The following is a 25,993-nucleotide window of genomic DNA, read 5'->3' as shown; positions in this document are numbered from 1 at the left end:
AATATTCCTCTACTCCCGGTATCGGGTTGTGTGATCATCTCAAGAAATGGAGGTGCCGAAGAGCCGCGCCTAGGCCCGGCGGCGGGTAACAGTGGGTTGGGCGCTGGTCTCGGGGTCGCTCGATGTTGCTGCACGTGGAACGCTGCGGTTTCTGCGTCACTGTTGGGGTGATCTTTCGATGCTCTTGATGATCTCCGCGGTGCCGATTGTTCCGTCGATCGTGATGGGGGTTCTCGCTCGGATGGTGAGGAGGTCGTCGGGTAGGGCGGTGGTGCAGGGGATGCCGAGTTCGCGGGCGACGATGGCGGCGTGGGACAGCGGGCCGCCGCGGGTCGCGGCGATCCCGGCCGGGTTGCACAGCAAGGCGTCGAGTGCATTCGTGTCGAGGTTGTCGCAGAGGATGACGACCTGGTCGCTTCCCGGGCCGATCGCTGGTGAGGCCCCGGTGGTGAGGTGATGGGCGGGTCCTGTGCCGCGTCCTGGTGCTGCGGGGAGGCCCCGCCAGATTGTGCCGGCGCTATGCGTCAGCTTGGGCGCTTCGGGGATCGGGCTGGTGAGGGGACGGGCCTGGAGGATGTGGACGGCGCGGTCTGGAGTCACGGCCCATTCGATGTCGATGCTCGTGTGGTGGAGGACGGCCGCGACGATCGCTGCGGTCTCGACAAGCTGATCGCGTAGCGCTGCGATGAGGATCGGGCGGCGCTGGTCAGCGTCGGGTGGGTAGAGATGGAGCAGCCCGGCGTCGGAGGTTCGGATCTTGGTGCGCTGCCCGGGGCGGTTGTCGAGGCCTGGGAGGGTGATCCATTCGCCGGGTGGCTGGCTCAGTTCGGTCGCGGTGCCTGGCAGGATGATCTCTGTTTGAGCGCCGGCGGACGGGGTCTTGCTGTCGCTGTAGTGACATTCGCCGCGCTGGGTGCCGCTGACGACGGGGATCGCGAGGCCGTGGACGGCTTCGAGGGTCCATCGGCGGATGGTTCCCTGGTCGATTTCGGCGGCGAGGACGCCGCTGGCGTAGGGCCGGATAGCGCGCTGGACGAGTACTGCGACGCCCGGCGGTGTCGTGATGTTCCGGAGAGCGGCGTAGGCGCGGATGGCGGGCGTGGCCGCCGTTGCGCGGACGTCCCGGATGGCGTCGCGGAGCGCCTCAGAGCTGGCCGGGGAGAAGCGGGAGGCGTAGAGACCGGCGAACGACGCTTGCGCTCCGTCTTCCGCGGGTGCGCTGGATCGGGCGACGAGGCCGTGGAAAGTGTTTGTCGACGTCGCCCAGCGGAGAACCTCGGTGGCCGCCTCGGCGACCTGGCCGTCGGTGAGATCGGCGGACAGGACGAGTCCGTCCGGTACGGGCAGTCCGCGGCGGATCAGGGCGGCAAGCGCCGCTGCCTTCCCACCGTGCTGGGCGGGGTCAGACGCGTCCCGAAGGTTGATCGTCTTGGTGCGGGCCATGGTGGTCTTCTCCCAGCAGATCCTCAATGGTGATCCGGTCGGGGTTGGCGTTGGTGACCTCGCACCAGGCTCGAGCGGTGGCCAGGAGGCGTTCGCGGAGTTCTTTGCGGCGTTCTTCGCTGTCGGCGGCCCAGCCGAGCACCGCCGCCAGGGCGCGGACCTCGGTGAGCGTCGGGTCGTTGCCGGCCGCGGCGACGAGGGCCGCGGCCGTCCAGGCTTCGCGTCGGGCGGCGGCGGACGCGCGCCGGGCGAGAACGTCGGTTTCGGCTGTCGCCGTGGCGAGGATGTGGCCCGGTTCGGTGGGCAGTTGGAGTGCTGACAGGCAGGTGAGCGCGCTCTCCCGCGAGCCGAGTAGGTCGATGAGGAGTCGTTCCCATCGGTCTTCTGGGAGCAGCCAGTTGACGACGTGGGTCGCGTTGACGCGCAGGAATGCCGTGGTCGCCGTTGCCAGAGCTGCGGTGAGGCCGGCCAGGTCGTTTTCTCGTCTGGCGGCGTCGCACGCGTCGAGGACGAGGGCGACGGCCCGCCGGTCGGCCACTGTCCGGGAAATCAGGTCGGCGACGTAGTCCAGGTTGCGAAGGCGCGCGTGCCAGCGGCCGGTGATGGTGTGGTGGACCAGTTCGGGGATGTCGACGATCCCGGACCGGCGCAGCCGGCCATAGGATTCCGGGTCGTTCATGAGGATCAGCGGCCATCGAGTCAGGGATCGGGTGTAGAGATCCCATTCGAACGGGGTGGCTTGAGGGCGGGTGCGTTCGTAGTCGCAGGTCAGCATCCCGTTCCAGACGGGCTCCATGCTTACCTCTCTGGGGTCATGGCTGGGCGGCGGGGCGTGTCAACGGCCATGCCTGGTGGTCCACGGGTGGTGTCGCGACGGGAATGTCGCGTCCGACATGGGAGGCTCGTGGCGTTCGAGCACGGGCTGTCGGCGGCGTTCGGGACGGGCGGGAGAACAGCGGTGATCAAGGAGGCGACGGCGACGGTTTTCGTCTTCCGGCGGTCGGAGGACGAGGTCTGGCGGGTCGCGATGGTGTGGCATCGGCGCTTCGCCGGCTGGATTCCGCCCGGTGGGCACGTGGAGCCGGCCGAGAGCGCGGCGGAGGCCGCCGTGCGCGAGGTTGCCGAGGAGGTGGGTTGCCGGGTGTGGCTGCTCGGCGGTCCGACGACGCCGCTGCCTGACGGGTTTCCGCATGAGCCTGTTGTCGCGCCGTGGTGGATCGTGGAGATGGCGGCGAGTCCGGACAACCACACAGTCGAGCGGCACGTTCATGTCGACCACGTGTTCGTGGGCCTGTTCGCTGGTGAGGTTGCGCCGCCAGAGACCCGGGTGCGGTGGTTCAGCGCGGGGGAGTTGGCTGAGGGGGCGGACGTGGCTGAGGATTCGCGCTTGCAGGCCAAGGAGTTGTTCGCCGGGATCGACGAGATAGCGGCGCGGGCCGCGGCGGGTGGTTCGGTCTAGAACAGGGTCGGCTGGGCGGGGGCATTCGCTGGCTCTTGTCTTGCCGATTTGGGCGGAATGCCGGCGACCTGGTCGAGGTCGCGCAGGCTGCACCAGCGGCCGGCAGCGGCGCCGTCAGCGAGAACGCGTGCGAACACCTGCACCGTGAGTTCGACGTCCGGCAGGGCGCGGTGCCGGTCGGCGGGGAGCGGGATGCGGAGATGGTGGAGCACCGCGTTCAGGCTGTGGGAAGGAAGATCGGGGTAGGCGGCGCGCGCGAGCCGGACGGTGCACAGCAGCGAGGTGGCCGCGAGCGTCGGGCAGTGCTCGCGCTGGCCGGCGATGAGCCCGGCTTCGGTGGGGGCATGATGGGCAACCAGCCGATAGGGCGGTGCGGTCAGCCGAGCGTCGAGGGACGCCATGACCAGCGCGGCTGGCCGCTGGGCGCGAAGTACCGTGGCGTTCAGGCCGGTCTGGGCGATGTCGAACGGGGTAACTGGAACGTCGTCGGGCGGCCGGATCAGGGAGCTGAACCGTCCCGACTCGGCCCACTGCCCGCCACGGAACGACCCGGCGACGGCCGCGACTTCGACGGGTTCTGCGGGGCGGCCTTTCGGGGTGAGTGCCTCGAAGTCGATGACCACGAAGGTGTGGTCCCGGAAATCCGGGTCCTCCAGGATCACCATGCCTGGACCTCGTTCCTGATCAAGGCCGCGATCTGGTCGACCCGCTGGTCGTCCTCTGGTGTCAGGACGGCCAGCAGCGTGTCGATGTCTCGCTCGGCTCGCGGACAGGGCGCGGGATGGAGCTCTTGGCAGGCGGGGTGCAGGTGGGCGGCGCGGAGCCCGAACGTACCGACGCTGTTGACGATGCCGACGTCGGCGAGGCGGCGGCACAGTCCGCGTGGGTCGGGCAGCAAGATTCGCCACAGGGCACAGTAGCCGTTCGGCTGTTCATCGGCCGTGGCCGGGATGTGGGCCAGACCGGGCAGGTCGCCGACCAGCTCGACCAGGTGTCTGGCGACCTGCTGGCGATGGGTGAGCGTGTCGTCGAGGCGGGCGAGGCTGCAGCGGGCGAGGGCGGCGAGGGGCTCCGCGAGCCGGTAGTTGGTGCCGAGGCGGGACAGCGCGGGCTGGCCCGGCGCCGGCGTCTGCCAGTGGGTGCGGAAGGCGGCGGCGCGGGCGGCGAGGTCCGGGTTGTCGGTGACGAGGTAGCCGCCTTCACCGCAGGACACGAGCTTGCCGTCCTTGAGGGAGAAGCAGCCGACCGTGCCGACGGTGCCGAGCAGGCGTCCTCGGTAACGGCTGCCGTGTGCCTGGCAGGCGTCTTCGATGACGTCCAGGCCGGCGCGGACAGCCAGATCGGTGAGCGCGTCGAGGTCTCCGCAGCGGCCGGCGAGATGGACCGGGACGACAGCCCGCGTCCTGGCCGTGATCTTCGGGGCGGCGTCGGCCAGGTCGAGCAGTCCGCCGTCGGGGCCGGCGTCGACGAACACCGGCCGCGCGCCTGCCTGGACGACCGCGGCCACGGTCATGATCACAGTGGCTGCGGGAAGGAGGACCTCGTCGCCGGGGCCGATGCCGCAGGCGACGAGCGCGGTGTGCAGCGCCGCCGTTCCGGACGAGACCGTGATCGCGTGAGCGACGTTGTGGGCGGTGGCCAGCTCGGCTTCGAGTAACGCCGCTTGCTCGCGGCTGGTCGGATCCGGCATGGAGGCGACGACCTGCGCCAGCAAGGCCATGGGCGACAGCGTCTCGCGGGCCACGTTCACGGCTGGCTCCCGATCGGCGTCAGGAACCGGTCGAAATCCAGGAGCGGCCACATGTTCACGCAGTCGACCGAGAACAGCGGGCAGTCGTTGCAGTCGTCGGTGCCCGCGAAGACCTCGGTGGCGTTGGCGCCGCGGATGGTGCGATGCCGAATGGTGGGGGTGGCCGCGATGCGCAGGGACGACGGGCAGTCCCAGACCGACCCGTCAGGCTCGACGAAGAAGAGGGACGACCCGCCAAAGCAGCCATAGGCGACGCCGACCGGCTCGCGGACCGACGAGGCGACCTGCTCGGGATATGCAGCGGTGGGCATTCTCAGCGGCAGCCCGGCCTCGGCGAGCGCCGCGAACTGTCCCCGGAGGTCGGGGAGGTCCGCGACGGTGAGGGACAGCTGGTGATGGAGCTGGTGGCTTTGGTCGAGCGCTATGGGCTGCGGGACGAAGTAGTCACAGCTGAGGTCCGCGGCCAGCCGCGCGGTCTCGGCCATGGCAGTGACGTTCTGCCGGGTGACGACCATGTACACGCCGACGCGGGGCGAGGCGCCGGCGGCGCGTGCGGCGACGAGGGACCTGATTCCGGTGACCACCTGCCGCCAGCCGTCCTTGCCGTTGCGCGACGGACGCCAGGCGTCGTGATGAGCGGGATCTGCGGAGTCCACGGAGACCGATACGGCATCCACGTCGAGATCGAGCAACGTGGAGACGATGTCCGGCCGGTTCAGCGGAAGGCCGTTGGTGCACACGACCACCTGCACGTCGGCGCGCTTGAGGGTCTCGATCACTTGGAAGACGGGCGGCCAGACGAGTGGCTCGCCGCCGGCGAGGAACACCCGTCTCACCGCGGACCCGGCCACCGTTCGGGCGAACGCGAGGACCTCGGCGGCGGTGAGGTCGGTGCGGGACAGGTGCGAGAGCGTGCCCGGACCGGTGACGGGCGTCTGCCTGTGCTCCTCGATGGTGCCGAAGTAGCAGTACCGGCACGACAGCGGACACGGGCTGCGCAGTGCCCAGAGCAGCGTCACCGCCGCCGCGCCGCGCGGCGTCACCGTGGCCACCTGGACACGCCGGCTGCCTGTCGGCAGACCGCGACGATCGAGTCGGCGCAGGCATTGGCGTCGAGACGGCGGCGGTCGAGCACCTCGAACCGGTGAGGCAGCGCGGCGGCGAATCGGCCGTAGAGCCGGGTGACGCGCTCCATGAGACCGATCTCGCCGGGGAGAGCCGGCCGGCCCAGCCGTTCCTCGAAGCGCCGCCGGCAGCTGGCCGGATCGTCGAGGACCAGGATCGTCCGGCCAGGCAGCGGTCGCCACCGCGCCATCAGGTCAAGAAGCCCCTGAGCCTCGGTGAACGTCTCGTCGTCGCTCGCGGCGTCGCCTCCGAGGACAGCCGCCTGGTACACGGCGACGCTGTGCGGGCCGCGGTCCTCCAGGACGACCTGGCCCGCGCGGACGGTGGTGGTCTCGTACCGGTGGACCTGGAGGGCGGCCAGCAGCAGCGTCTCGGTTTGCGGACAGCCGGTACGCAGGAACGGGTCGCCCCCGGCAAGCAGGGCGTCGATGATCCGGCCCGGAAGCAGACCGGGATGGCTGTCGGAGAGCTCGACGAGCGGAACACACCGGTCACCGAGCTCCGTGGCGGCGCGGCGAGCCAGGTAGCTCTTCCCCACGCCATTGACCCCTTCGAGGGTTATCCAGGGCAAGGCGCCTGTCATCGGGCACTTCCTGTCATCGTGGCGGGTACCCAGGGGCCGGTCGTGGCGCCGACGGCCAGGACGTCTCTGGCCGCAGGCCCGAGGTGCAACAGGAGATCCAGGGCAGACAGCCCGCTGGTGAAGCCGGGGCGTCCCTGGTCGTAGGGCGGGTGGCTGTAACCGGCTATTTCAACGTTCACACCCGCGGTGGCGAGGCGGTCGGCGTCGAGGTAGCCGGTCGCCCCGGTACCGACCCGTAACGCCTGGGCGCCGGTGATCCGGCACAGGTCGATCAACATGTCGGTCCGGCGCCCAGTGGGGAGCAAGTCGCTGGACCGCAGGATCTCGACGCGCAGGCCGAATCCGTCCAGCAGAAGCCGTAGGAGAGCCTCGTTCAACGCGGCGAGCCGCTGCCAGGGATAGTCGTAGATAGCGGCCAGGCGCGGTTCCCAGCTCGGCCAGAACCGGGTTCGTCGGTACGCCTCGCGCAGGATGCTCCAGTGGCGCTGGCGCCATTCATCGCCGTTGATGCGGACGTCGGTGATGGGCTGGTGATGCGGACGGCGGACAGGGACGGTGACCAGACGGGGGTGGCCGTCGTGGCCGGCGATGTAGTTGCGCTGCTGCCAGCTTCCGGAGCTGAACTGGACGTGGTCGAGGAAGAGGAATCGGTCGACGTCCAGAAGGCGGGAGAAGTAGCCCGGCCACGGCAGGTAGCCGGGCTGGTGCGCGACAAGTACGTGGCCGCCCACGCGGGTCGCTTCGCTCATCAGAACGCCATCCGGTAGACGGCGAACCGCTCGGCGGCCTGGGTGCCTAGCTCGGCGCCGGCGGCGCAGTCCTGCGCCTGGATCTTCTCGACGCTGCGCGGGTGCGGATTCGCTCGCAGCTGGCTGCCGTAGCAGCTGAGCGCCTTGGCCTTGGTTTCGACCATGGGTGTGATGTCGACGATCGCCGGCCGTGGCATCGGCCCGGCCAACCACGCCCGATCCTCCGGGCCGTCGTAGCCGAGAACCATGCGAGGCAGCGGCCGGCCGTCCCGGAAGCCCGGGCGGACCGCCGCCAGGCCGGCCAAGTGCACGGCGCGATGGTCCTGGTGGTGGCCGCCGGCGGGCAGGAACAGCGCGGCCGGGCGGGACGCGCCGAGGGACACCTGCTCGCCCGACTCGATGAGCGCCACCAGATCGGGGAAGAACGCCTCCGGGCTTGCCGCGCGTTCGTCGTCTAACCAGGCGACCCGCCGTTGTCCCACTCCGAGGACGTCGCAGGCTTCGTGGAATTCATCCAGGCGGGTGCGCACCTCGGAGTGGCCGCCGTACATAGGAGCGGTCGTGCACGTCACGGCGAGCACGTCGACGTGAATGCCACAGGCCGTCATGGCGGCGATCGTGCCGGCCATGCCGACGGTCTCGTCATCAGGATGCGTGCCCACGACGAGCGCACGTTCGCCGGAATGGAGCCCAAACATGGGACCCTCCTCTTGTCCGTGGAAGGGAATGGACGGGGCCGTACGGACAGGTCCGTAGGCGGTGCCGGAAACCGGGCGGCGGGGTACGTCGGACAGATCAGCGGGAGACTGTCGCGGCGAGGAAGATCTCGGCCGCCTTTTCGGATGTGTGCGGGTCGATCCGGGCGGGCGCTGCCTGGCTGGCGGCGTGGTAGTCGTCGTGACTGGCGAGCAGGTCGTCCAACGCCTGCCAGATCGCCGGGAAGCCAGCCTCCAGGGGCACGGCGCGCCCTGCCGGGCCGGCGAGAGAGGGCACATAGCCGTGATCGAAGGCGATCACGGGAGTTCCAGCGGACAGCGCCTCGGCGGCCGTGTGGCTGAACGTCTCCGGTTCGAGCGACGAGATGACGGTGGCGGCCGCGCCCGCGAAGAACGGCGGGACGTCCCGCCAGGACAGCGCCGGCCGGATCTGGATCAGCTCGGGGCGCCGCGCGGCCTGCTCGCGGCACGCGGCGAGTGCGGCTGACTGCTCGCCCTGCTCGAATTCGAAATCGGCCTCGGCGAGAACCACCTGAACCTGGCGGCGCCAAGCCGTCGGCATCGCCGCGAGGAGTCGTGCCTGGCCCTTGACCGGAACGGCTCGTGACACCAGCCGCAGCGGACCCGACCGGCGAAGCTGTTCCCGCTGGTCATAGTCCGGAGGCCGAGGACGGACGAGAACCGCGTTCGGGACCACCGTCCAGGCGCTGGTGTCCCAGCCGTCCTGCGCCGCGGCCGTGACGAGGTACGGGCTGGCCGGCAGCACCGCGTCGGCGGCGGCCAGCGCCGCCGACCACGTCTCGGTGGAACTCGCCCGGATCCTGTTGTGCACCATCAACGCCGTCCGCACGCCAGGAGGCGCCGGGTTCAGGTAGCCCAAGCCCCAGACCGGTGCGCCCCAGCACACGACATCGGCACGCAGTCGCCGCAGCACTTCAGACATCTCGGACACGACCGGTCGTGGGTCGGCGAGCGCGGCGAGGACGTCGTCGTTCCGCGCCGGCCGGGGCAGCCGCACCGACGTCAGCCGGACGAGGCCCGACTCGACGGCGTCGGTGGGCTCTGCCGGCCCCGCGGCGATGATCGCGACCGTGTGGCCAAGGCCGCGCAGCCCGGCGGCCAGCGCCGCGATGCTCCGTTCGATGCCCGACGGATGGTCCGGCCGGTAGGTCAGCAGGCAGAACACGACGACCGTCATGACCGCTCCCAGGGAAAGACCACCCACCGCGAGGTTCGCCGGCCGACGTACGTAGGTTCCTGCTCGCCGGCACGGTCGCCAGCAACCTCCCGGCAGGCCGGCCAGTTGGCCAGGTTCAGCAGGCACACGGCGGTGCGGACCGACGCGGCGCCGCCGAGAACGACCTGCTCCCGCGCGGCGACGAGAGTGTCACCGCTACCGGCGATGTCGTCGACGACGAGCGCGTTGCCGCCAGCCAGGTGGCCAAGGGACATGGAATTCCTGAGCACCGGCAGGTCGATCTTCGCGGCGTTCACCGCGTCCGACTCGGTGTGCGCGATCTCCAGCGCCCGCACGTCCCGAAGGCCCAGGAGATGAGCGAGCAGCACCGCGGGCACCAGCCCGCCGCGCGCGATGCCAATGATCACGTCGGGAATCCCGTCGGCTGCCACAGCGTCGGCCAGCGTCGCCGCGATCCCGGCGACCTCGGTCCAGGTCAGACGGTCAACGTCCACGGGTGTCCTCCCACAGGAGCACATGCAGTCGGGTGGACAGATTCCAGCCACGGATCAGCGCCGCATCGGCGAGCTCCCGCAGCGCGGTGATGAGCTGGGCGCTGCTCGTGGCTTCTGGCATGACCCACACCGGAGCGAGCGCGAACCGGTCGACCACGGCGGCCACCTCGTCGAGGTCGTCCGGCCCGGTGACGACGAACTTGAACGCGGCCTTCCCGCTGGCCGCGAACGCGTGCAACGCGGCCGGATCGAGCCGGCGAGCGGTCCGCCCACCCGCGTGGGCGAGTTTCGGGGACACCATGAACGCGCTGATCGCGCCGGCCAACTCGGCGGTCGGGGCGATCGTCCCGTTCGTCTCCACCTCGACCCGCCGACCAGCGCTCGTCAGCGCCTCGGCCAGCGGTACTAGCGCCTGTTGCTGCAGCAGCGGTTCTCCGCCCGTGATGACCACCAGGGGTGCCGGTTGACCAAGCACCCAGTCCGCGATCTCCGCAACGGGCAGCCGTCGGGTTTCGGTACGTGGGTCGAAACGTGTCCAGTCCCAGCTGAAGCGGCTGTCGCACCAGCGGCAGGACAGGTTGCACTGGGCGAGCCGTACGAACAGCGCGAGCTGACCGGCGTGCGGTCCCTCCCCCTGGAAGGTCGGCCCGAACATCTCGACGATCTGCAGCGTCCGGGTCGTCTCCGCGTCGGCGGCCAGCAGCGACACCGAGGCGGTCATCGCGGGTCCGCTTCCCAGATCGCCCAGCTCGTGGGCGTCTCGCTGACCCGGACCGCGACAACCTGGCCCGGGATCAACGGCTCCAGGTGAACGTGGCACCACCTGGCCAGGTGGGCGGCCAGGTTCTCGGCGGTCGGCGGCGCGGCCAGGACTTCGTTGAGGTGTCGGTGGTCGAATTCGTCGTCGAGGTAGGCCCGCAACGGTGCCAGGTCACCGAAGTCGGTGACGAATCCCGGATCGGTCAGCATGTCGGCCGCCACCACGATCTCCACCGTGTAGGTGTGACCGTGTAACCGAGCGCACTTGTGCCCGTCCAGCAGGCCGGGCAGCTGGTGGGAGGCGTCGAAGCTGAAACGTTTCCCGACCCGAAAGTGGCCGGCCGGCGGGGTCACCTCGGGTCTTGTGGCGGTTTCCGTCTGTGGGCGCGGATCGTGTCTGTCGCCCGTCGTGGGAGTGCGCACCGTGCACCTCCAGTGAAGAGCCGCAGCGGGCCGCCTGCACGGCCCGCGTCTGCCCGATCACGATCGCTCGCGGTCCGGCGTCGCGGCCATCCACTCGGACGGGGAACTGCGGCGCGGAAAGATCCCTCTCAGACCGGGAACATTGCCCACGGGTAGTGAGTGAGTCGCCGCGATCCGCGATGCTGGGAGAAGCTAGGGGGCACTGGAAGACGGGATGCCGCCCATGTCGCATAGCCAGCGCCAGGAGCGCGCGGAGCTGTCCGCCCGGATGCGGGCGGACGGGAGGACATGGCACGAGATCGCGGAGGTGTTCCGCTCTCGCTACCGCATCAACGCCAGGGTGGCGATGCGGCTGGCCCGCGGCTGGAGCCAACGGGAAGTCGCGGACCGCTGGACCGCGTGCTGGCCCGACGACCCGAAAACGCTGAAACACATCTCCTACTGGGAGACGTGGCCAGCCACCACAGGCCACGAACCGAGCCTCGGCGTCCTCGCCAACCTGGCCCGCCTCTACCAGTGCGCCGTCGGCGATTTGCTCGCCGACCTGGGCGATTTCCGGCCGGCCGTCGACGTGTCGATCAGCGGGACGCCGGTCGACGTAGAGTCCGAACTAGCCGGGCTGATGTGGTCGTCCCACACGCTCGCGTACACGGACCTCACCGAACTCGCGCAGGCGGTGACCATGTGGGGAGAGCGGCTAAGCGCGGACGTCGACCGCCGGGCGCTGCTGTTCCAGCTCAGCGGTGCGTTCGCGCTCGCCGCGGCGGCGCCGGTGTTCGAACGCATCACCGACGACCAGCAGCGGCTCGCGCGGGTGCTCGACGACCCGGGCCGGCTCGACGCGGCCACCCTTGACCGGGCGGAGGCCGTCATCGCGGACTGCCGGCGGCATGGCGACGTACTCGGGCCGGCGGTCGCTCTCCAGTGCGTCATGGCCGAGCGCGACATGCTCGCCACGATCTTGCGCGGCCTGCCTGCGGCCGCGCAGGCTCGCCGGGCACGGTCCGCCTACGCGGAGCTGACCCAGCTGGCCGGGTGGCTGACGTTCAACCTCGGTGACTACCGCACGGCGAGCCACTACTACGACGAGGCCAGGGCCGTCGCGCACGCGGCCCAGGACACCGACCTGGTCACCTACGTCCTGTGCACGATGAGCCACCTCGCGACCTGGACCGGTCAGCCTCGTGTCGGTATCGACCACGCCGTCGCCGCGCAGACCTGGGCTCGACGCACCAGCAACCCCCGGGCGGTGGCGTACGCCGCCGATGTCGCCGCTCGGGCCTATGCCCAGGACGACGACCAGCACAGCGGCTGCGACGAGGCGCTCGCCCTGGAGCACGCCGCTACCGCGATGATCGGCGACGACGATCCGGCCGCCGATCGCTGGTACTTCTTCGACGAGTCGTTCCGCCTGGGCACCGAGGCCGAGGCGAGCCTCCTGCTCGGCCGGCCCGCCGCCGCCCTCGACGCCGCCAGCCGCTCGCTGCCCCTCATCGACCCGGCCAACCTGCACAACCGGGTCATGACCCAGACGATGCAGGCCGAGGCAGTCATCCGCCACGGCGACGGCCCCGCAGCCTGCCCGCACATCGCCGAGATCGCGAAGGCGACCGTGGCCCACAGCAGCGGGCGCATCAACGACCGCATCGTCCACCTGCGCCGGGCCCTCGAGCCCTGGAAGCGCACCGCGGCCGTCCGGGACCTCGACGAACAGCTCCGCCTCTACCGTCGCCCTGCCAGGCTGCCCAGCGAGATCACGAACAGGTCGTAGGCGTCGAAGTAGTCGCCCGAGCTGCCCGGAACCTGCCCGGCCAGCTCCCAGCCCCAGCTTCGGTAGATCGCGTGCGACCGGTCGGCCGTCGGATTCACCGCCAATGTCGCCCGTTCCTCCGGGCGCCCGGTCAGCAGCAGGTCGTGCAGCTGGCGGCCCACGCCGCTGCCCTGAAACGCGCGGCGCACCTCGATCTCCGCGAGCACGAACGTCCGCGATCCGGTCTCGACCGCGAACCCGGCGGCGGGCTCGGGACGTAGCCCCGCCCACCAGTGCGTGTCACCGGCCGGCAGTGGATAGCCGAACACGAAACCGACCAGCCCGGCGTCGCCGACCGACGCGAACGCGACCTCGAAGCCCGGGCGTCGCACTGCCCGCGCGAGCCGGTCCGCGAACGCGGTCACTTTCCGATCGCCGACCTCCGCGCCATAGGCATCGGCGTACACAGCGAGAAGATCATCGATGCGGGCCTGGGCCGTCTCGGGTCCAGAACGCTGGAGCTCCGCAACCGTGGACATGTCACCAACCCCAGACCCGGCAACGCCGTCGACAGGACCCATGTCCTCCTATCCGACAACTCGCTGAGCGTCGCGTCCACCGTTCAGGCTGACGGCATCGGTTCGGCACCTGGTCGGATCCGTGGCGGTAAGGCCTCGGCGACGATGCGGGCCACGATCTCCACCTGGGACTCGGCCGGGCTGAGGATCTGCTCGCCGGGAACGCCGAGCAGGTCGTCGAGGACGTACCACTCGGCCAGCTCGCGCTTCCCGTAGCCGTCGGCGTTGGGCTTCGCCGCTGCCGGCGGAGCGTCTCCTCGAACGGGAGGCTGAAGTAGTAGACGTGGGCCGGACCGGGGTGCGCCGCGATGAGCGACTTCACTGCGGTGCCATAGCGGGTGGCGTCGAGGATGCCTTCGAGGATGACGTCGTAGCCCCCGGCCAGACACCGCGCCACGATCATGGCGATCAGGTCGATGTTCAGCGCGCCGGGCACGTCCCGCTCGCGGAGCAGCTCCCGACGGATGACGTCCTGCTGCACGACCGCCACCCCACGGCCGACCGCCTGGCGGACGGCGAGCGCGGTCGTCGTCTTACCGCTGCAGGACGGACCGCGCAGGACGACGAGCGACGGCAGCCGGTCCGAGTCCGGGGATGGTGGCACGGCTCGCAGCGTAGATCGGCGGCGTCGCGCAGAGTACGGCGCTGGACGTGGGCCGGTGACGGCTGCGGGCGGCTACGTCGGCTGCTGGTCGCGTCTGGCCTTGTAGGCGGTGATGTCGGCGGCGAGCCAGACCCGGGTGCGTTCGCTCCCAGCGCCCATGGGCAGGGGGTCGGGGAAGTCCTTGCCGCGGGACAGGACGTCTGCCCACTGGCGGGAGACGCCGAGGAGCTCGGCGACGCCGGTGATCGTCACGACCTCTGGCCGGTTGGTCGCTGCGCTCACGTCAGCTACTCTTATCCAAGTCAACTAGCCAAGTCAGAATGACAAGTGATCGGACATGGCCGCGCGGATGGACCGCGCGGAGTTCGTGGCCTCGAGCCAACCGGCCCTGGGCGTACCGCCCGCCACCCGTGGTCCCGTGCTTTGGAGGAAGCGATGGCCGAGTCAGTGCCACGCCCCCTGCCCGTCCCCGTCCCGGCGGCGGCGGCCGTCGAACCCAGCGCGCTGTCGGCCCTGACGGTGCCGGCCGAACCGGTGACGCTGGCCAACGCGACGCGCCCGGCCTCGCCGGCGGCCCAGCGACGGCTGGCGGTTGGCTATGTGTGTGTCTCGGACGACGAGGACCTCGTCAACGGCCTGCACGGGCGGCTGACCGCTTACGCGGCGCGCGCAGGCCTGGAGCTGGTCGAGGTGTACGTCGACCGTCCGTCCGACGCCGCCGAGAGCGCCCGGCCCGGGTTGCAGCTCGCTGTCGACGAGATCGCGCGTCATCCCGAGGCGTTGCTGCTCGTCCCGGACCTGTCGCACGTGCCGACCGCTCGGGCTGGCGGCGAGACGTTCGCCGAGCGGTTCACGACCGTCGTGACCGAGATCTGCGCGCTCGACGCCCGCCCGGCAGCGGCGCTGTCCTTGGCGGTTGACGTGGGGGCGCCGGCTGTGGCTGCCGATGCCGGCCTGGGACCCGTGGCCGGTGCGGGCCGGGTGCGGCTGACCGCGGAGGGTCGGTTCGAGGTGACGGTCGAGCCGGATGACGACGTGGCCGGCGTGGTCGCGACGCTGCGTCAGGTCCCCGCGGCCGCTCGCTTTGTCGAGGCTCTGGGCGATGTCGAGATGACGCTCGTCTTCGTGCCCATCCCGCTGCCGACCGAAGGCTCCGGGCCACACGGTGACCTGGTGCCCTTCGCGCGCGTGGCCCCGACCGGCCCATCTGGCCCGGTCAGCCGCGAGCTGGTCGGCCTCACCGTCGACGATCTCGCCGACCGGCTGCACGCGGCGCTCGACGGCGTGCCGCTGGGCCCGCAGGACGAGCACGTTCTGGCGTGGCTTGCGACCCAGACTGCCGACCGCGCCCTCACCATCAGCAGCCTTCTGCGCCGGGCCCGTACCCGCGCGGCCTGATCCGAGGCCATCGGACCCCGGACCCCGGGCGCCGCGCACTCCGGCGGGATCGGCGATGCCTGTGCGGGTGGCCCCGGCGATGACCCAACTTGGCGCGATGTAGCTCGGGATGACATCCACGGTGACGTCGGCGATGGCAGTGCGCTGTGGGGCCTCGGCCGGGACCTTCGCCCTCGGCTCCGACGCGAGCTTCCGGAACCGGCCCGCAGATTCGCACTGCCTAGTAGGAACCCCTACACCCCTGGTAGGTCGCCATGACCGCTCTCGCTGTCCAGCCCACCGCCAGCCAGGCGCGACCCGCCGCAGCCACTCCGACGGCCACGACGACCGACACCGCCGCCGTCCCGACAGCCGGGCCGCGCGACGTAGCCGTCATCCCGACCGCGAGCGGGCGGCATGGGTCGCGGTGGGGGAGTGGGGAGCTGTGGACCCGATTGGCGACGGTCGTCGCTGTCGTGACCGTCGCGTTGATCGCTGGCGCGGTGTCCTACATGCACATGGCTGGCGTTGCCCGGGAGCATGGTGAGGATCGGGTGACGGCGGCGATTGTGCCGATCTCGGTCGATGGGCTGATCGTCGCGGCGAGTCTGACCCTGCTCGCCGACAGCCGCGCCGGCCGCCGCCGCTCGCCACTGCCCTACGCGCTGCTCGCCCTGGCTTCGGCCGCGAGCGTCGCGGCGAACGTGATGCACGCCCAGCCAGACATTGCCGCCCGGGTGATTGCCGCGTGGCCGTCGGCCGCGTTGATCGGTTCCTATGAAATGCTCGTGAGCCAGATCCGCGGAGCCCGTCGTCGGCCGGCAGGCACTGCCGACTCCGGTCGGCCCGGCCCGGATGGCGCCCCGCGCTCCACGCTCACCCGCGTGCACCCAGCTGGCCCCAGCGGGCACGACAGCCCCGGCGGTGCCGAGGGGCGTGGTGTAGACGACCGAGTCTGTTTCGTCGGTTGTCAGTGTCCGGAGCCGAACGCCGTGGCCGCCGATGGTGCTGGCCGCTCGACCGCCTCCGATCCGTCGCGCCCAGAACCGGCGTCACGAGCCGAGACCAGCACGGCGCAGCGGCTGGGCGAGCGCGACGTGGTCTGGCCAGACGGCGCCATCGAGTGCGTCGCGGCGCCGGAGCGGATCCCGCCGGCTGTGCTTACCCGGGCTCTGCGCACGGCTCGGCGTGGCAGCAAACGCGCCCGCCTGGCCGCCGTCCTCCTGTACGACGTCGGCCCCGACGACCCGCGCAGCGACTATGCCCTCGCCCGCGACCTCGCGCCCGTCGTCAACCTCCATGCGGGTACCGCCCGCCGCTACCTGTCCGAATGGCGCCGCCAGGCCACCGCCCGACCTGCGGCTGCCTGAGACAACACCGCCGGCAGCGCCGCGGGCAACGCGCAGGACGACGCGGCGACGACCGGCGCCGGGCTGGTGGTAGCGCGCGCCGGCTGACGCGCTGCCCTGGGCCGGCCGCTCGCCGCTTCCCCGTGGCGCGACAGGACCCGCAGCCTGCGGTGTCGCCCGCGATGTCCTGCGCGATGCGCGCGCTGAGGCCAGTACGTCGCGGTGTCGTTCGCGGTGTCTCTTGCGGTGTCGTCCGCGGTGACAGCGGGCGGCAGCGTCGGGGTTTTCGGGTATCCGTGCTGCCCGGGTCTGGGCCGCGCGGGTGCCGCCCTGGCGAGCGGGAGGCGACATGGCGCGGCCCGAACCCGGCCCGGTCCGCCGCACCAGGCCACAGCAGACACCAGACGTCGACGGCCGGCCGGCGTGGCTGGCCAGGGTCCGACCCGGCGAGGTGGGCCGCCGGTGATCGCGACGGCGAAGGTGTTGCGGGTTCACGCGCGGGATAGCGGGCAGGTCGCGAGGGCGGCGCGGGCGGTCGTGAACTATGTCCAGGGTGGGCAGCCGCAGGCGGTCGACCCGTTGGCGCGGTACTACGGGCGGGGCCAGGCGCAGGGGCGGGCGCGTGGGTCGGCGGCCGGGCTGGTCGGGCTGCGGGGTGAGGTGTCCGGGTTGGCGTTGGAGCGGCTGTTGCGGGGCGAGCACGCGGTCACCGGCCGGCCGTTGCTCGCCGCGACCGGTTCCGCGGGCCGGGTGATGCGCATCCCGCCGGCGGACGGCAAGGCTCCGACGACCGATCCCCGGCCCGATGATCTGTTGACGTTGGCGCAGGCAGCAACGTTGGCCGGGGTCGGTGCCACCTACCTACGCCGCCTGGTCAGCCGTGCCGGCCCGGTGCCTACGGCGCCCCCGCTACCGACGATGGAGACCTCCGCCCCGGCCGGCATGCCCGCCGACGGCAGCGTCAGCCAGGCGGCGCCGCCCGCTGGCCAGCGGACGGTCCAGCAGCCGGCGGAGCAACTGGCCGGGGTGCGAGGGCCCGGCGGGCGGTGGCTGGTCCGGCGGGGGGAGTTGGAGCGGTGGTGCGCGGCGCGGACGCCGCCGGCGACCGTGATCGGTTACGACGTGGTGTGTGCGGCGCCGAAGTCGGTGAGTCTGCTGTGGGCGTTCGGCGACGACGCGCTGCGCGCCGATGTCGCCGACGCGTTGGACGCGGCGGTGGACGCGGCGATCGGCTATCTGGAGCGCCACGGCGCGTTCGGGGTCGTACAGGGCGAGAGCCGGCACGCGTTGGGCCTGGCGGTGGCGTCCTACCTGCACGACGTCTCGCGCAGTGTCGAGGCGCACCTGCACATCCATAACATTGTGATCAACGCGGTAGTCGTCCCCACGGAGACCGACGACCCGCAGCAAGCGGGGAGGGCGGGTTGGGAGTGGCGGGCGCTCGACGGGGAGCTGTTCCTCGCCGAGGTCAAGACCGCCGGGCACGTCGGCGCGGCGGTGCTGCGCCACGAGCTGTCCGCGCGCCGTGGGGTCGTGTGGGAGCCGGCGCGTAACGGGGTCGCCGAGATCGCGTCGTTTCCGGCCGGGCTGTTGGCGGCGTTCTCGACGCGGCATGGCGAGGTCGTTGAGGAGTTCGCTCAGCTCGTCGCGGCCGGTTTCGAGCCGTCCGCCGCGACCGAGGCCGCGGCGCAGCGTGGTTCCCGTGCGGCCAAGCGGGTGCTCGCCGACGCCAGGGTGCAGGCGTTGCAGATCGAACGCCTGGCTGCTGCGGGTTTCACGGTCGAGCAGATCCGCGGCCTCGCCCCGGCGCGGCCCGAGCCGGGCCACACGGCCGTCCTGGACGAGGAGACGGTCGCCGGGCTGTTCACTCGGCTGGCAGGGCCGTTCGGGCTGACCGAGCACGCCACGACCTTCACCCGCCGCGACGTCGTCCAGCACGTCGCCACGTTCGCGGGAGACCGGCTCGCCGCGGACGGCATCGAGCAGCTCGCCGACCGGTTCCTCGCCGACCAGCGGGTCGTCGTCCTACACGACACCGGGCGCACCCGGCGCCGGCATCAACCCGAGACCCTCTACACCGTCGAAAGCCTGCTCGCCGCCGAGGACACCGTGTTCGCCCTTATCCGCCAGGGCCAGGTCGCCGCCGGCGCCCCACCCCGCCTGCTCACCGACCCGGCACGGCTCGACACCCAGCTGGCCGCTCTCGCCCGCCCAGCCACCACGGCAAGCGCCATTGAGGCGCGGCCGGCGCTGTCTGACGAGCAGATCAAACTGGTCCTCCGGCTGCTGGCCAGCGGCGACCTGGTCCGCCCCGTTGTCGGCGCGGCCGGGACGGGCAAGACCGAGGCCATGCGCGCCCTGACCGACCTCGTCACCGCCGCAGGGCGCCAGGTGTTCGCCACCGCGCACGGCGGTCGCCAGGCCGAGGAGCTCGCCGAACGGATCGGGATCCCCGCTCGGGTTGTCACCAGTTGGCTGACGCTGCTGGACAACGTCGACGACCCGGCCGATGTGTGGCCGCCGGGCTCGGTGCTGATCGTGGACGAGGCGACCCAGGTTTCCACCCGCCACGCCGAACGCCTTCTGCGTCACGCCACCCGCACCGGCACCGTGGTGATCCTGCTCGGCGATCCCGCCCAGCTTGGCTCCGTCGACGCCGGCGGCTGGTTCACCCACCTGGCCACCCACACCCTCGACCTCCCGACCCTCACGGCCGTGCACCGCCAGGCCGGCGCCGAGATGGCACCGATCCGCGCCGCGCTCGCCGCCCTGCGCGTCGAGGCCGCGCCGGCGACCCGCGCCGCCCTGACCCGGCTCGCCGACGCCGGCCACGTCGCCCTCGCGGACACCGCCGACGCGCTGCTCGAGCGCGCCGTGGCCGACTGGTACACCGAACGCTGCCACACCCTCGCCGCCGCGGCTGGCGACACACCCGCGAGCGGCGCGCCAGATCGCGCCGAACCCGACGGCGCGAACGGCGCGGACACGCGCCGCGCAGGCGGCGCGAACCAGATGAGCGCGCCGGAGCGGGCGCCGGCCCACGCCGCGCCGGCGCAGCCGGTGATGGTGCGCTTGATGGCTGAGCGGCAACGCGACGTCGACACCCTCAACACCAACGCCCGTGCCCTACTCGCCGCAGACGGAACCCTGACCGGCCCGGTCATGACCGCCGCAGGACGGCAGTTCCAGGCCGGCGACGAGGTCATCACCCTCACCCAGGCCGGCCACACCCTCATCCCCACCGGCCGGCCAGCATCGGCCTACATCCGCACCGGCACCGTCGGCATCATCACCGCCGTCCACCTCGCCGACACCACCCACGAGCAGACACTCGACGTGTACTTCCCGAGCAAAGGCACCGTGCGCGTCCCCTGGGAGTACCTCACGCACCGGTTCGACGACGGCCGCGACGGCGGCCTCGGCCACGCCTACGCCATCACCGCCGCCAAGGCCCAAGGCGCCACCCTGGACACCGCCCGCGCCATCGTCCCCGACGACACCACCCGCCCCGCGCTCTACGTCATGCTCTCGCGCGCCCGCACCGACCTACACGCCTACGTCCTACGCCGCGACCAACTGAGCGACCGCGACGACGACGAGAACTGGCTACCCCAGATCGCCGATGCCGAGGCCGACGGGCCGCTCGACCGACTCGCCGACCAGCTCGCCCGCACCCGGACCGAACGCCTCGCCACCGACCACGACCCCGACGCCGCCGCCATCCACCAACTCCGCCTACGCCACAGCCTCGCCGAACTCGCCGCCCTGCGCCTGGCTACCGGACCGGCACACCAGCCCATCGGCGCGAAGAGGGACCGCGTCGGCGCCGCCGCGCCGAATCGCGAGCCAGACGCGCCACGCCACGCGCCGTCGGCGGCCGCCGACGCGCCGGACACTCCGCCGTCCGCGCCGGACGAGGCACCGTTCGCGCCGACCCGCGCCGGTCTCCCACACCAGGTAGCGCTCCGGCGCGCCGAACTCGCCGCCGAAGCCACGCTCCGCGCCGCCGCGCTCGCAGCCCCACCGGCCGCGCTGCTGGCTCGGATCGGCCCACGGCCCACGACCGGTTCCCAGCAGGCCGGCTGGGAGGACGCGGTCGCCGCGCTGGCGATCTATCAAGCCCGCCACCAACCGGCCGCCCCCGCCCACGACCCAGGCCCGCCACCTGGCGCCAGCCCTGACGACCGGCGCCGCGACCCGTGGCTACGCCACCACGACCAGGCCATACACCTCGCCACCACCTGGGCCAGCACCCTCCCGGAACCAGCCCGGGCCCGATTCCACAGCCCGCGCGAAAGCGTGCCACGCGATCAGGCGATCGCCGGCCTGCACGCCCTGCTCGACCACGGCCACCCCGCCGACCAGATCCACACCGCGCTCACCCGCCAGCCCGTCACCGACGCACAGGCGGCCGCCGCGGTCCTGGCACACCGCGTCGCCGACCTGTGCACGCAGGCCGGACTCGACCCGTTGCTCTACGACCTCCCCGTGCCACGCACTGCCCAGGACGAGTGGAACCAGGCCACGCGCCTCCTGGAGACGGCCGAGATCGGGCACCTCGCCACCCGACCCACCGGCGGCTTGGCCTCCGAACGCCGCACCCTCGACGAACAACTCAGCACGGCGAACGACGCCGACGCGGTGGAGCTGCCGCCGCCAGACCGGGCCCTGGCACAGACCCGGCTGGCCCGGCTCGACGCCGCGCTCGACCGCCAGACCAGCCACGCCCTCCTACGCGCCCAAGCCGAACCGCCTGGTTACCTCGTCGCGCTGCTCGGCCCCCGCCCCACCGGCCAGCACACGACCGCGTGGGACGACGCCGCCCAGCGCGTCGAGGACTACCGCCACCGCCACCTCGGCCTGCCCCACGGCACCCCCGCCATCCCAGGAGACGCCAACCCCGCCCACGCAGCGCTCGGAAACTGCCCACCCGACCCACGCGCCGCCGCGGCCTACGACCAGGCCTGCCAACTCGGACCCGACCTCCACCCGCAACTACCGCTGTAATCCGCTGATGGGCCCGGCGTGCGGGCGACCCTGGTTCGACCGAGGCGCGATATCGGCCATCTGGACAGGCACGGAGCCAGTCGTCCGGCTCGTACACGTCCCGATCCGCGACTCCAGCAGAGCGCAACGCCCGGATGGTTCTCGCCGCCCCAGCAACCGGCGGCCGAGTGCACCTCGCGTGCCAGGCCCTTCCCGCAGCACCAGAATCCCGTTCGACGGCCACTCGTCCAATGGCGGAAACGAAGATCATGAAATGGTGCCGTAGTGCTGTAGATCTTGTATTGAAAGCATCTACCGGCAGCCTCGAACCAGACCGCCCAAGACTCGCCCACACCGCCCAGCGTCGCCCCAGTGCCGGTGGCGAGCGCGACCCGAGGTCAGGGCAACTGCACCCCCCCCCCGGGGTCACCGCGACGCTCCGGCACCTATGAGGGTGGCGGCTGCGCCGCCACCCCCAAGGAATCTGCGACCCATCGCGTGCCATAAAGTACTCGGTTGTGGGCGTGAGACGCCTTCGAACGTGGCGCCACCAAAGGGCGCAGAACCATATTAACCGTCCCGACACCCATTCCGTTTGACACTGTGCCCAATGCGTAATGCGGGCTACGTCCGCTCCGGGAATCTCCGACCGTCAACTCTGGCCAAATTCTTTCAACTGCAAGTGCGAGACGTGCGCTTCGTCGGCATGTTTGCACATATGACGATTTCGGGCATTACGGTGTTCCACTCATTGCCGATCTCGGCCGCCGTCAGCCCGTGCAGGACAGCGGCACCATCACCGCCCGCACCGCCACACGCCGCCGGCCGCGCAGATCACCGCGCAGCTGCTCGACGTGGCTGGTGGGGCGGTTGGCGAACACGATGGGCGGGCGCATACTGACCACGACCTCGCCGGTGGAGGACGAGTGGGTGCAACCTCGATCCAACCACCGGCGGGCCGGTGTCAACACGACCTCTCGCCTGGTGATCTCACCCGGGTTGCGCGCAGAACCCTGGATACGCGCTTAGAACGGTGCCCGAGTGGACAACCGGATCGTCGGCTGCGACAGCGCCATCGAAAATCACTCTGATAACAGTCGCCAGAACAATCGCCAATAGGCGGATATGTGTTGCCCTGGCTCGCCGACGGACCTTCGCGGGCACTGGTTTATGGGACGGGTGCGTGCGGTTCCGACGAAATATTGAGTTCTACTCCTGGAGGCGAGTCCATCGCGAGTACCCAACATCAGTTATATTGCTGGTTTCAAACAGGTCTGTCACGTCCGCTCTGTTTCACGGCGCCCATACCGGGAACCTGTCGAGCAGCTAGTGTCAAGGGAGGGGACCATGCCCGATTCGTCGATTATCGAGCAGGAGATGGAAAATGCACTGAAAGACGACAAGGTGCAGTCCAGTGGGCGTCTTGGCCCAATTATAGAACGTAGATTCCGAGACATCTGCGAGGCGGACGCGGAAATATTGTGGGATGATGTCGACGAAGAAGTGCGAGAGGTGGAGTATGCACGGGAAAGAAAAGGCAAAATAGATCATCAGCGAAAACTTCGGCGGACATTTGCCGCATTGGCCTTAGCTATGGGTCCGGTGATGGCCGCGGCCGGGATTCTGTACCTATTTCTCAGCTCGACGGGCCGGTCGCAGGCGGTGTATATCGCAGTAATTCAGATCGGCAACGGTCTTCTTCTTAGTCTCGCCGGACTGTATTTCCTGATAAGGTACAGGCCGGACACCCGGTGGAAGCGAGCTCGGTTGGCGCAGGACAGGTATAGTTCGGCCCAGGAGGCGCTGCGAGATGCACTTCGCCAGGAGGTACTTGTTCCCCGGTTGAGGCATCTGGTCAACAAGGCCACGCCATCGTTTTCAAAAATCTTCAGTTTCGACGACGCCTCGGGGTTGAGCGAGATCTTCAACCCGCGGTTCGAAGTTTCCACCGAGGCGCTGGACCGCGTGAATAGAGTTGTGTCATCAATCGACGGAGGAAGTATCGGGGTCGCGGGGCCACGAGGCGTCGGGAAGACCACGTTACTCCACGCTGCGACCAGCAATGCGGAGGGATCGCGATCTAGACCGATCCGTGTTGAGGTATCCGCCCCGGTTAGCTATGACGCGATGCAATTTATTCAACATATTTATATCCGCCTTTGCATGGCCGTCCTAGGCCAGGATCATGATTTCGGTAGAGTGACGGCCTGTGAACAAAGCCCACCCTCGCTTCGCAGATTCTGGCTCGGGCTCTGTACCGTCTTTATAGCTATTGCCGCAGGCATTGCGCACGTCGTCACAGGGAATATGTCTATTGGACTCGGAACCTTCTACCTGGCGTTTGGATTCTGCGGATCCGTCGCGCTGGTCATCTGGAAAACGGGCAGGGCAACAATATTCCGCGCCGCCGGCCCAGGTACTTCCAATCGCACTTTACCCATAAAAGAGCAGGCTGAGGAGAAGCTGAAGCATCTACGCTTCCAGCAAGCGCAGACTTCAGACACCTCACTGTCACTCAAAATCCCCATCATCGAGGGAAAGAGCACCAGCGGGGAGACCTGGACTCGCCATGACTCTACCCACCCGGAGACGGTGCGATCTTTCAGGGACTTCATTCAAAGAGTGGCCAAAGAATGCGGGCGGGTCTTCATTGTCATCGACGAGATGGACAAGATGGAAGACGGCGTGCACGCCAGCCAGTTCCTTAACGATATCAAGGGAATCTTTGGTATCGAAGGGTGCTATTTCCTGCTTTCCGTGAGCACCGACGCGCTGCTTTCCTTCAAGCGCCGCGGCATGCCCGCTCGGGATGCCATAGATAGCTCGTTTGACGATGTTATACAGCTACCCTACCTGAACTTCAGGGAGACCAGAGGCGTCATCGAGCGGAGGACTCTGGGAATACCTGTCCCGTTCATCGCACTCGCGCACGCGATGTCAGGAGGATTGGCACGCGACGCGATCAGAATGATGCGAAAAATGCCGACTATCTGGCCGGATGGCGGCAGCGAGCTCGCCGAAGTCGCGCGCTACATCGTTGCCCTTGATGTCCGCGAAAAGATAGACGCCTATCGCTATCTGCCGGTTGCGAACCCAGGCGATGGGGGCGTGAACTGGTTGGCGGAGATAGTCGACAGTATCGCGCTCGGGTCTTCGGGAGAACTCGTGGCGGCCGCCTCGGAACTGGCGGTTCTTGCGCAAGGTAAACCTGGTAGAGAGCGTGTGGCCGAGGCTAGTACGCTCGCGTGCTACCTCTATTTCGCCGCGACGATTGTCGACTACTTCAGTGCTGACAATCTGGGCGCGCTAGACAGCCAGGAAAGATCGGTAGTGGACACCCTCGGCATCTGCCGCCAAGAGCTGGCGGTGGCGCCGGCGCTTTCCTGGAACAGGATTAACGAGCTTCGTCGATCATTGGGGTACTCGTATTCACCGATTGATTCGTTCGCCAACGTGGAGCGGCTGCTCCGGCAACATTCTCCTCTTCGGGTCAGGGCGGGAAGATTAGGTATAGGCAGATTCGCGGATCTATGTACCGGGCGAATTTCCTGGCCACAACCCAGACCGTTCCGAGGTCAACTACCGGGCTGAGTCCGGTGGAGCTCGCGGTTCGCGAGTTCGCCAGCGCTCGGCCGAGGTCATCCTGGGCGGGTCGTATTTCGCCTGTTGGGTGCAACTGGACGGTCGGGGGGCGCCGAGCTGGGCGACCAGCGCGGCAGAGATCATGACGGCGTGGTGTCGACGGTCGTGTTCCTACTGTGGTCTCTTCAGGTTGCTCTGGCTGCATCTTCCGGTCACTTGGTGAGTCGCTCGCCGGCAACTCCAGCGTCTTCTCAGTGGCTTTCGGCCGGAACGGGCTGCTCGCCAGCGGCAGCATGGACCGCACAGTGCGGCTGTGGGACGTCAGCGACCCGCCCGTGCCCCCGCCCACTCGGCGCGCCGCTCACCATCAACTCCGAGGTCTCGTCGGTCACATTCGGCCCAAACGGGTTGCTTGCCAGCCTTGGCTTCGACGGCACGGTGGAACTATGGGACGTCAGCGCGCTCCAAAGCCTCCGAAACAACCCCATCCAAGTTGCCTGCCAACGAGCCCGCCGCAGCCTGACTGAGGAGGAACGGAATCGATACCTACCCGACGAGCCGTACCGGGAGATCTGCCCGAACAGCGCCCCATAGACAGAGACGCCATTCGATCTTGTCGGTAAACGGTCGTCCGCCGACACCCGCCGACGACCACCCGTAGCGCCCTCGGGAGGCGTCAACAACCCGCGTCGAAAATCGATGTCGACAGACGTCCCAACCGGCCGGGGGCCTGCATCGTCGACGATGGGGTGCGTGCGGGTGACAATCAGGGTGCGACCGGGGGCCGGCAGGACCGCCGTCGGCGGTGAGCTGGCCGGCCCGGACGGCGAGCCGAGCCTGGTGGTGCGCGTCTCAGCGCGCGCCGTCGACGGGAAGGCGACCGAGGCGGCGCTACGGGCGCTCGCCGACGCGCTCGGCCTGCGCCGTGCCGACGTGTGTCTCGTACGCGGCGCCACGAGCCGCACGAAGCTCGTGGAGATCGTCGCGTCGCCGGCCGACGAACCCGCGCTGCGCGACCGCCTGACCGCCCTGCGCCAGCGCCGTTGACCAGCGCGAACCGTCAGCTGG

Annotated in this window: 22 protein-coding genes and 1 pseudogene; 8 read left to right on the top strand and 15 right to left on the bottom strand. The window is 69.9% G+C overall.

Translation table 11 applies throughout. From position 1 onward, the window contains the following. Window positions 1–156: 156 nt before the first annotated feature. The gene (locus FRCN3DRAFT_RS0233855; protein ID WP_007513704.1) at window positions 157–1,443 is read right to left on the bottom strand and encodes a PEP/pyruvate-binding domain-containing protein; all 1,287 of its coding nucleotides are present in this window, start codon (window positions 1,441–1,443) and stop codon (window positions 157–159) included. After that, window positions 1,403–2,239 carry a hypothetical protein gene (locus FRCN3DRAFT_RS0233850; RefSeq protein ID WP_007513706.1) on the bottom strand — a complete coding sequence of 279 codons (837 nt, stop codon included), beginning with the start codon at window positions 2,237–2,239 and terminating at the stop codon, window positions 1,403–1,405. Before FRCN3DRAFT_RS0233850 ends, FRCN3DRAFT_RS0233855 begins: the two co-directional genes overlap by 41 nt. Window positions 2,240–2,401: 162 nt before the next feature. Between FRCN3DRAFT_RS0233850 and FRCN3DRAFT_RS0233845 the strand changes: the two genes are divergently transcribed. Then, window positions 2,402–2,902 (top strand): NUDIX domain-containing protein, encoded by a 501-nt coding sequence (locus tag FRCN3DRAFT_RS0233845; protein WP_035930693.1) that lies wholly within the window; start codon window positions 2,402–2,404, stop codon window positions 2,900–2,902. Here the strand turns inward: FRCN3DRAFT_RS0233845 and FRCN3DRAFT_RS0233840 are convergent. The 10 genes from FRCN3DRAFT_RS0233840 to FRCN3DRAFT_RS0233795 all read right to left on the bottom strand — a co-directional run bounded on the left by FRCN3DRAFT_RS0233840 (window position 2,899) and on the right by FRCN3DRAFT_RS0233795 (window position 10,630). Continuing rightward, complete coding sequence (locus tag FRCN3DRAFT_RS0233840) at window positions 2,899–3,567, bottom strand: 3'-5' exonuclease (protein ID WP_007513710.1); 669 nt, start codon at window positions 3,565–3,567, stop codon at window positions 2,899–2,901. The genes FRCN3DRAFT_RS0233845 and FRCN3DRAFT_RS0233840 overlap by 4 nt on opposite strands. Further along, the gene (locus FRCN3DRAFT_RS0233835; protein ID WP_051467373.1) at window positions 3,561–4,622 is read right to left on the bottom strand and encodes a DegT/DnrJ/EryC1/StrS family aminotransferase; all 1,062 of its coding nucleotides are present in this window, start codon (window positions 4,620–4,622) and stop codon (window positions 3,561–3,563) included. Before FRCN3DRAFT_RS0233835 ends, FRCN3DRAFT_RS0233840 begins: the two co-directional genes overlap by 7 nt. A 26-nt stretch (window positions 4,623–4,648) precedes the next feature. Next, window positions 4,649–5,695, bottom strand: a complete 1,047-nt coding sequence (locus FRCN3DRAFT_RS0233830) for a radical SAM protein (protein WP_007513713.1) — start codon at window positions 5,693–5,695, stop codon at window positions 4,649–4,651. Continuing rightward, window positions 5,692–6,360 (bottom strand): nucleoside/nucleotide kinase family protein, encoded by a 669-nt coding sequence (locus FRCN3DRAFT_RS47525; protein WP_007513716.1) that lies wholly within the window; start codon window positions 6,358–6,360, stop codon window positions 5,692–5,694. Before FRCN3DRAFT_RS47525 ends, FRCN3DRAFT_RS0233830 begins: the two co-directional genes overlap by 4 nt. Next, window positions 6,357–7,109 (bottom strand): WbqC family protein, encoded by a 753-nt coding sequence (locus FRCN3DRAFT_RS0233820; RefSeq protein ID WP_007513718.1) that lies wholly within the window; start codon window positions 7,107–7,109, stop codon window positions 6,357–6,359. Before FRCN3DRAFT_RS0233820 ends, FRCN3DRAFT_RS47525 begins: the two co-directional genes overlap by 4 nt. Continuing rightward, window positions 7,109–7,807: a PIG-L deacetylase family protein gene (locus tag FRCN3DRAFT_RS0233815; RefSeq protein WP_007513720.1), complete on the bottom strand. Its 699-nt coding sequence runs from the start codon at window positions 7,805–7,807 to the stop codon at window positions 7,109–7,111. Before FRCN3DRAFT_RS0233815 ends, FRCN3DRAFT_RS0233820 begins: the two co-directional genes overlap by 1 nt. 97 nt (window positions 7,808–7,904) lie before the next feature. Next, on the bottom strand, window positions 7,905–9,023 hold the full coding sequence (locus FRCN3DRAFT_RS0233810; protein WP_007513722.1) for a glycosyltransferase family 4 protein: 1,119 nt from the start codon (window positions 9,021–9,023) through the stop codon (window positions 7,905–7,907). Next, window positions 9,020–9,517: a phosphoribosyltransferase gene (locus tag FRCN3DRAFT_RS0233805; protein WP_007513724.1), complete on the bottom strand. Its 498-nt coding sequence runs from the start codon at window positions 9,515–9,517 to the stop codon at window positions 9,020–9,022. Before FRCN3DRAFT_RS0233805 ends, FRCN3DRAFT_RS0233810 begins: the two co-directional genes overlap by 4 nt. Next, window positions 9,507–10,238 carry a 7-carboxy-7-deazaguanine synthase QueE gene (locus FRCN3DRAFT_RS0233800; protein ID WP_007513725.1) on the bottom strand — a complete coding sequence of 244 codons (732 nt, stop codon included), beginning with the start codon at window positions 10,236–10,238 and terminating at the stop codon, window positions 9,507–9,509. Before FRCN3DRAFT_RS0233800 ends, FRCN3DRAFT_RS0233805 begins: the two co-directional genes overlap by 11 nt. Next, a complete protein-coding gene (locus FRCN3DRAFT_RS0233795) occupies window positions 10,235–10,630 on the bottom strand; it encodes a 6-pyruvoyl trahydropterin synthase family protein (RefSeq protein WP_027141181.1) in 396 nt (131 codons plus the stop codon). Before FRCN3DRAFT_RS0233795 ends, FRCN3DRAFT_RS0233800 begins: the two co-directional genes overlap by 4 nt. 292 nt (window positions 10,631–10,922) lie before the next feature. Between FRCN3DRAFT_RS0233795 and FRCN3DRAFT_RS50135 the strand changes: the two genes are divergently transcribed. Further along, complete coding sequence (locus FRCN3DRAFT_RS50135; protein WP_007513729.1) at window positions 10,923–12,470, top strand: helix-turn-helix domain-containing protein; 1,548 nt, start codon at window positions 10,923–10,925, stop codon at window positions 12,468–12,470. On the opposite strand, the gene FRCN3DRAFT_RS47515 is transcribed toward FRCN3DRAFT_RS50135, so the two are convergent. Next, the gene (locus FRCN3DRAFT_RS47515) at window positions 12,422–12,988 is read right to left on the bottom strand and encodes a GNAT family N-acetyltransferase (protein ID WP_051466465.1); all 567 of its coding nucleotides are present in this window, start codon (window positions 12,986–12,988) and stop codon (window positions 12,422–12,424) included. The genes FRCN3DRAFT_RS50135 and FRCN3DRAFT_RS47515 overlap by 49 nt on opposite strands. Window positions 12,989–13,703: 715 nt before the next feature. Continuing rightward, the gene (locus FRCN3DRAFT_RS0233780) at window positions 13,704–13,913 is read right to left on the bottom strand and encodes a helix-turn-helix transcriptional regulator (RefSeq protein ID WP_007513734.1); all 210 of its coding nucleotides are present in this window, start codon (window positions 13,911–13,913) and stop codon (window positions 13,704–13,706) included. 153 nt (window positions 13,914–14,066) lie between these two features. Between FRCN3DRAFT_RS0233780 and FRCN3DRAFT_RS0233775 the strand changes: the two genes are divergently transcribed. From FRCN3DRAFT_RS0233775 to mobF, 3 genes are all read left to right on the top strand, one after another. Next, window positions 14,067–15,029 (top strand): hypothetical protein, encoded by a 963-nt coding sequence (locus FRCN3DRAFT_RS0233775; protein WP_007513736.1) that lies wholly within the window; start codon window positions 14,067–14,069, stop codon window positions 15,027–15,029. A 254-nt stretch (window positions 15,030–15,283) separates the two neighbouring features. Beyond that, window positions 15,284–16,378 (top strand): DUF2637 domain-containing protein, encoded by a 1,095-nt coding sequence (locus FRCN3DRAFT_RS0233770; RefSeq protein WP_007513738.1) that lies wholly within the window; start codon window positions 15,284–15,286, stop codon window positions 16,376–16,378. Between the two features lie 441 nt (window positions 16,379–16,819). Continuing rightward, window positions 16,820–21,364 carry a MobF family relaxase gene (mobF, locus tag FRCN3DRAFT_RS0233765; RefSeq protein WP_007513740.1) on the top strand — a complete coding sequence of 1,515 codons (4,545 nt, stop codon included), beginning with the start codon at window positions 16,820–16,822 and terminating at the stop codon, window positions 21,362–21,364. Between the two features lie 735 nt (window positions 21,365–22,099). Here the strand turns inward: mobF and FRCN3DRAFT_RS57265 are convergent. After that, a pseudogene (locus FRCN3DRAFT_RS57265) lies at window positions 22,100–22,239 on the bottom strand (IS630 family transposase); the annotation flags it as partial. Window positions 22,240–22,690: 451 nt separating this feature from the next. On the opposite strand from FRCN3DRAFT_RS57265, the gene FRCN3DRAFT_RS54500 reads away from it, so the two are divergent. The 3 genes from FRCN3DRAFT_RS54500 (at window position 22,691) to FRCN3DRAFT_RS0233750 (ending at window position 25,972) form a co-directional block, all read left to right on the top strand. Beyond that, a complete protein-coding gene (locus tag FRCN3DRAFT_RS54500; RefSeq protein ID WP_007513744.1) occupies window positions 22,691–24,934 on the top strand; it encodes a P-loop NTPase fold protein in 2,244 nt (747 codons plus the stop codon). Window positions 24,935–25,101: 167 nt separating this feature from the next. Next, window positions 25,102–25,452 (top strand): WD40 repeat domain-containing protein, encoded by a 351-nt coding sequence (locus FRCN3DRAFT_RS52170; RefSeq protein ID WP_083401292.1) that lies wholly within the window; start codon window positions 25,102–25,104, stop codon window positions 25,450–25,452. Between the two features lie 226 nt (window positions 25,453–25,678). Next, window positions 25,679–25,972, top strand: a complete 294-nt coding sequence (locus FRCN3DRAFT_RS0233750) for a DUF167 domain-containing protein (protein ID WP_035925505.1) — start codon at window positions 25,679–25,681, stop codon at window positions 25,970–25,972. Window positions 25,973–25,993 lie beyond the last annotated feature (21 nt).

Origin of the sequence: Pseudofrankia saprophytica (assembly GCF_000235425.2) — a bacterium.
In the GTDB taxonomy this organism is placed as follows: domain Bacteria; phylum Actinomycetota; class Actinomycetes; order Frankiales; family Frankiaceae; genus Pseudofrankia; species Pseudofrankia saprophytica.
This window is presented reverse-complemented; position numbering and strand designations above follow the sequence as displayed.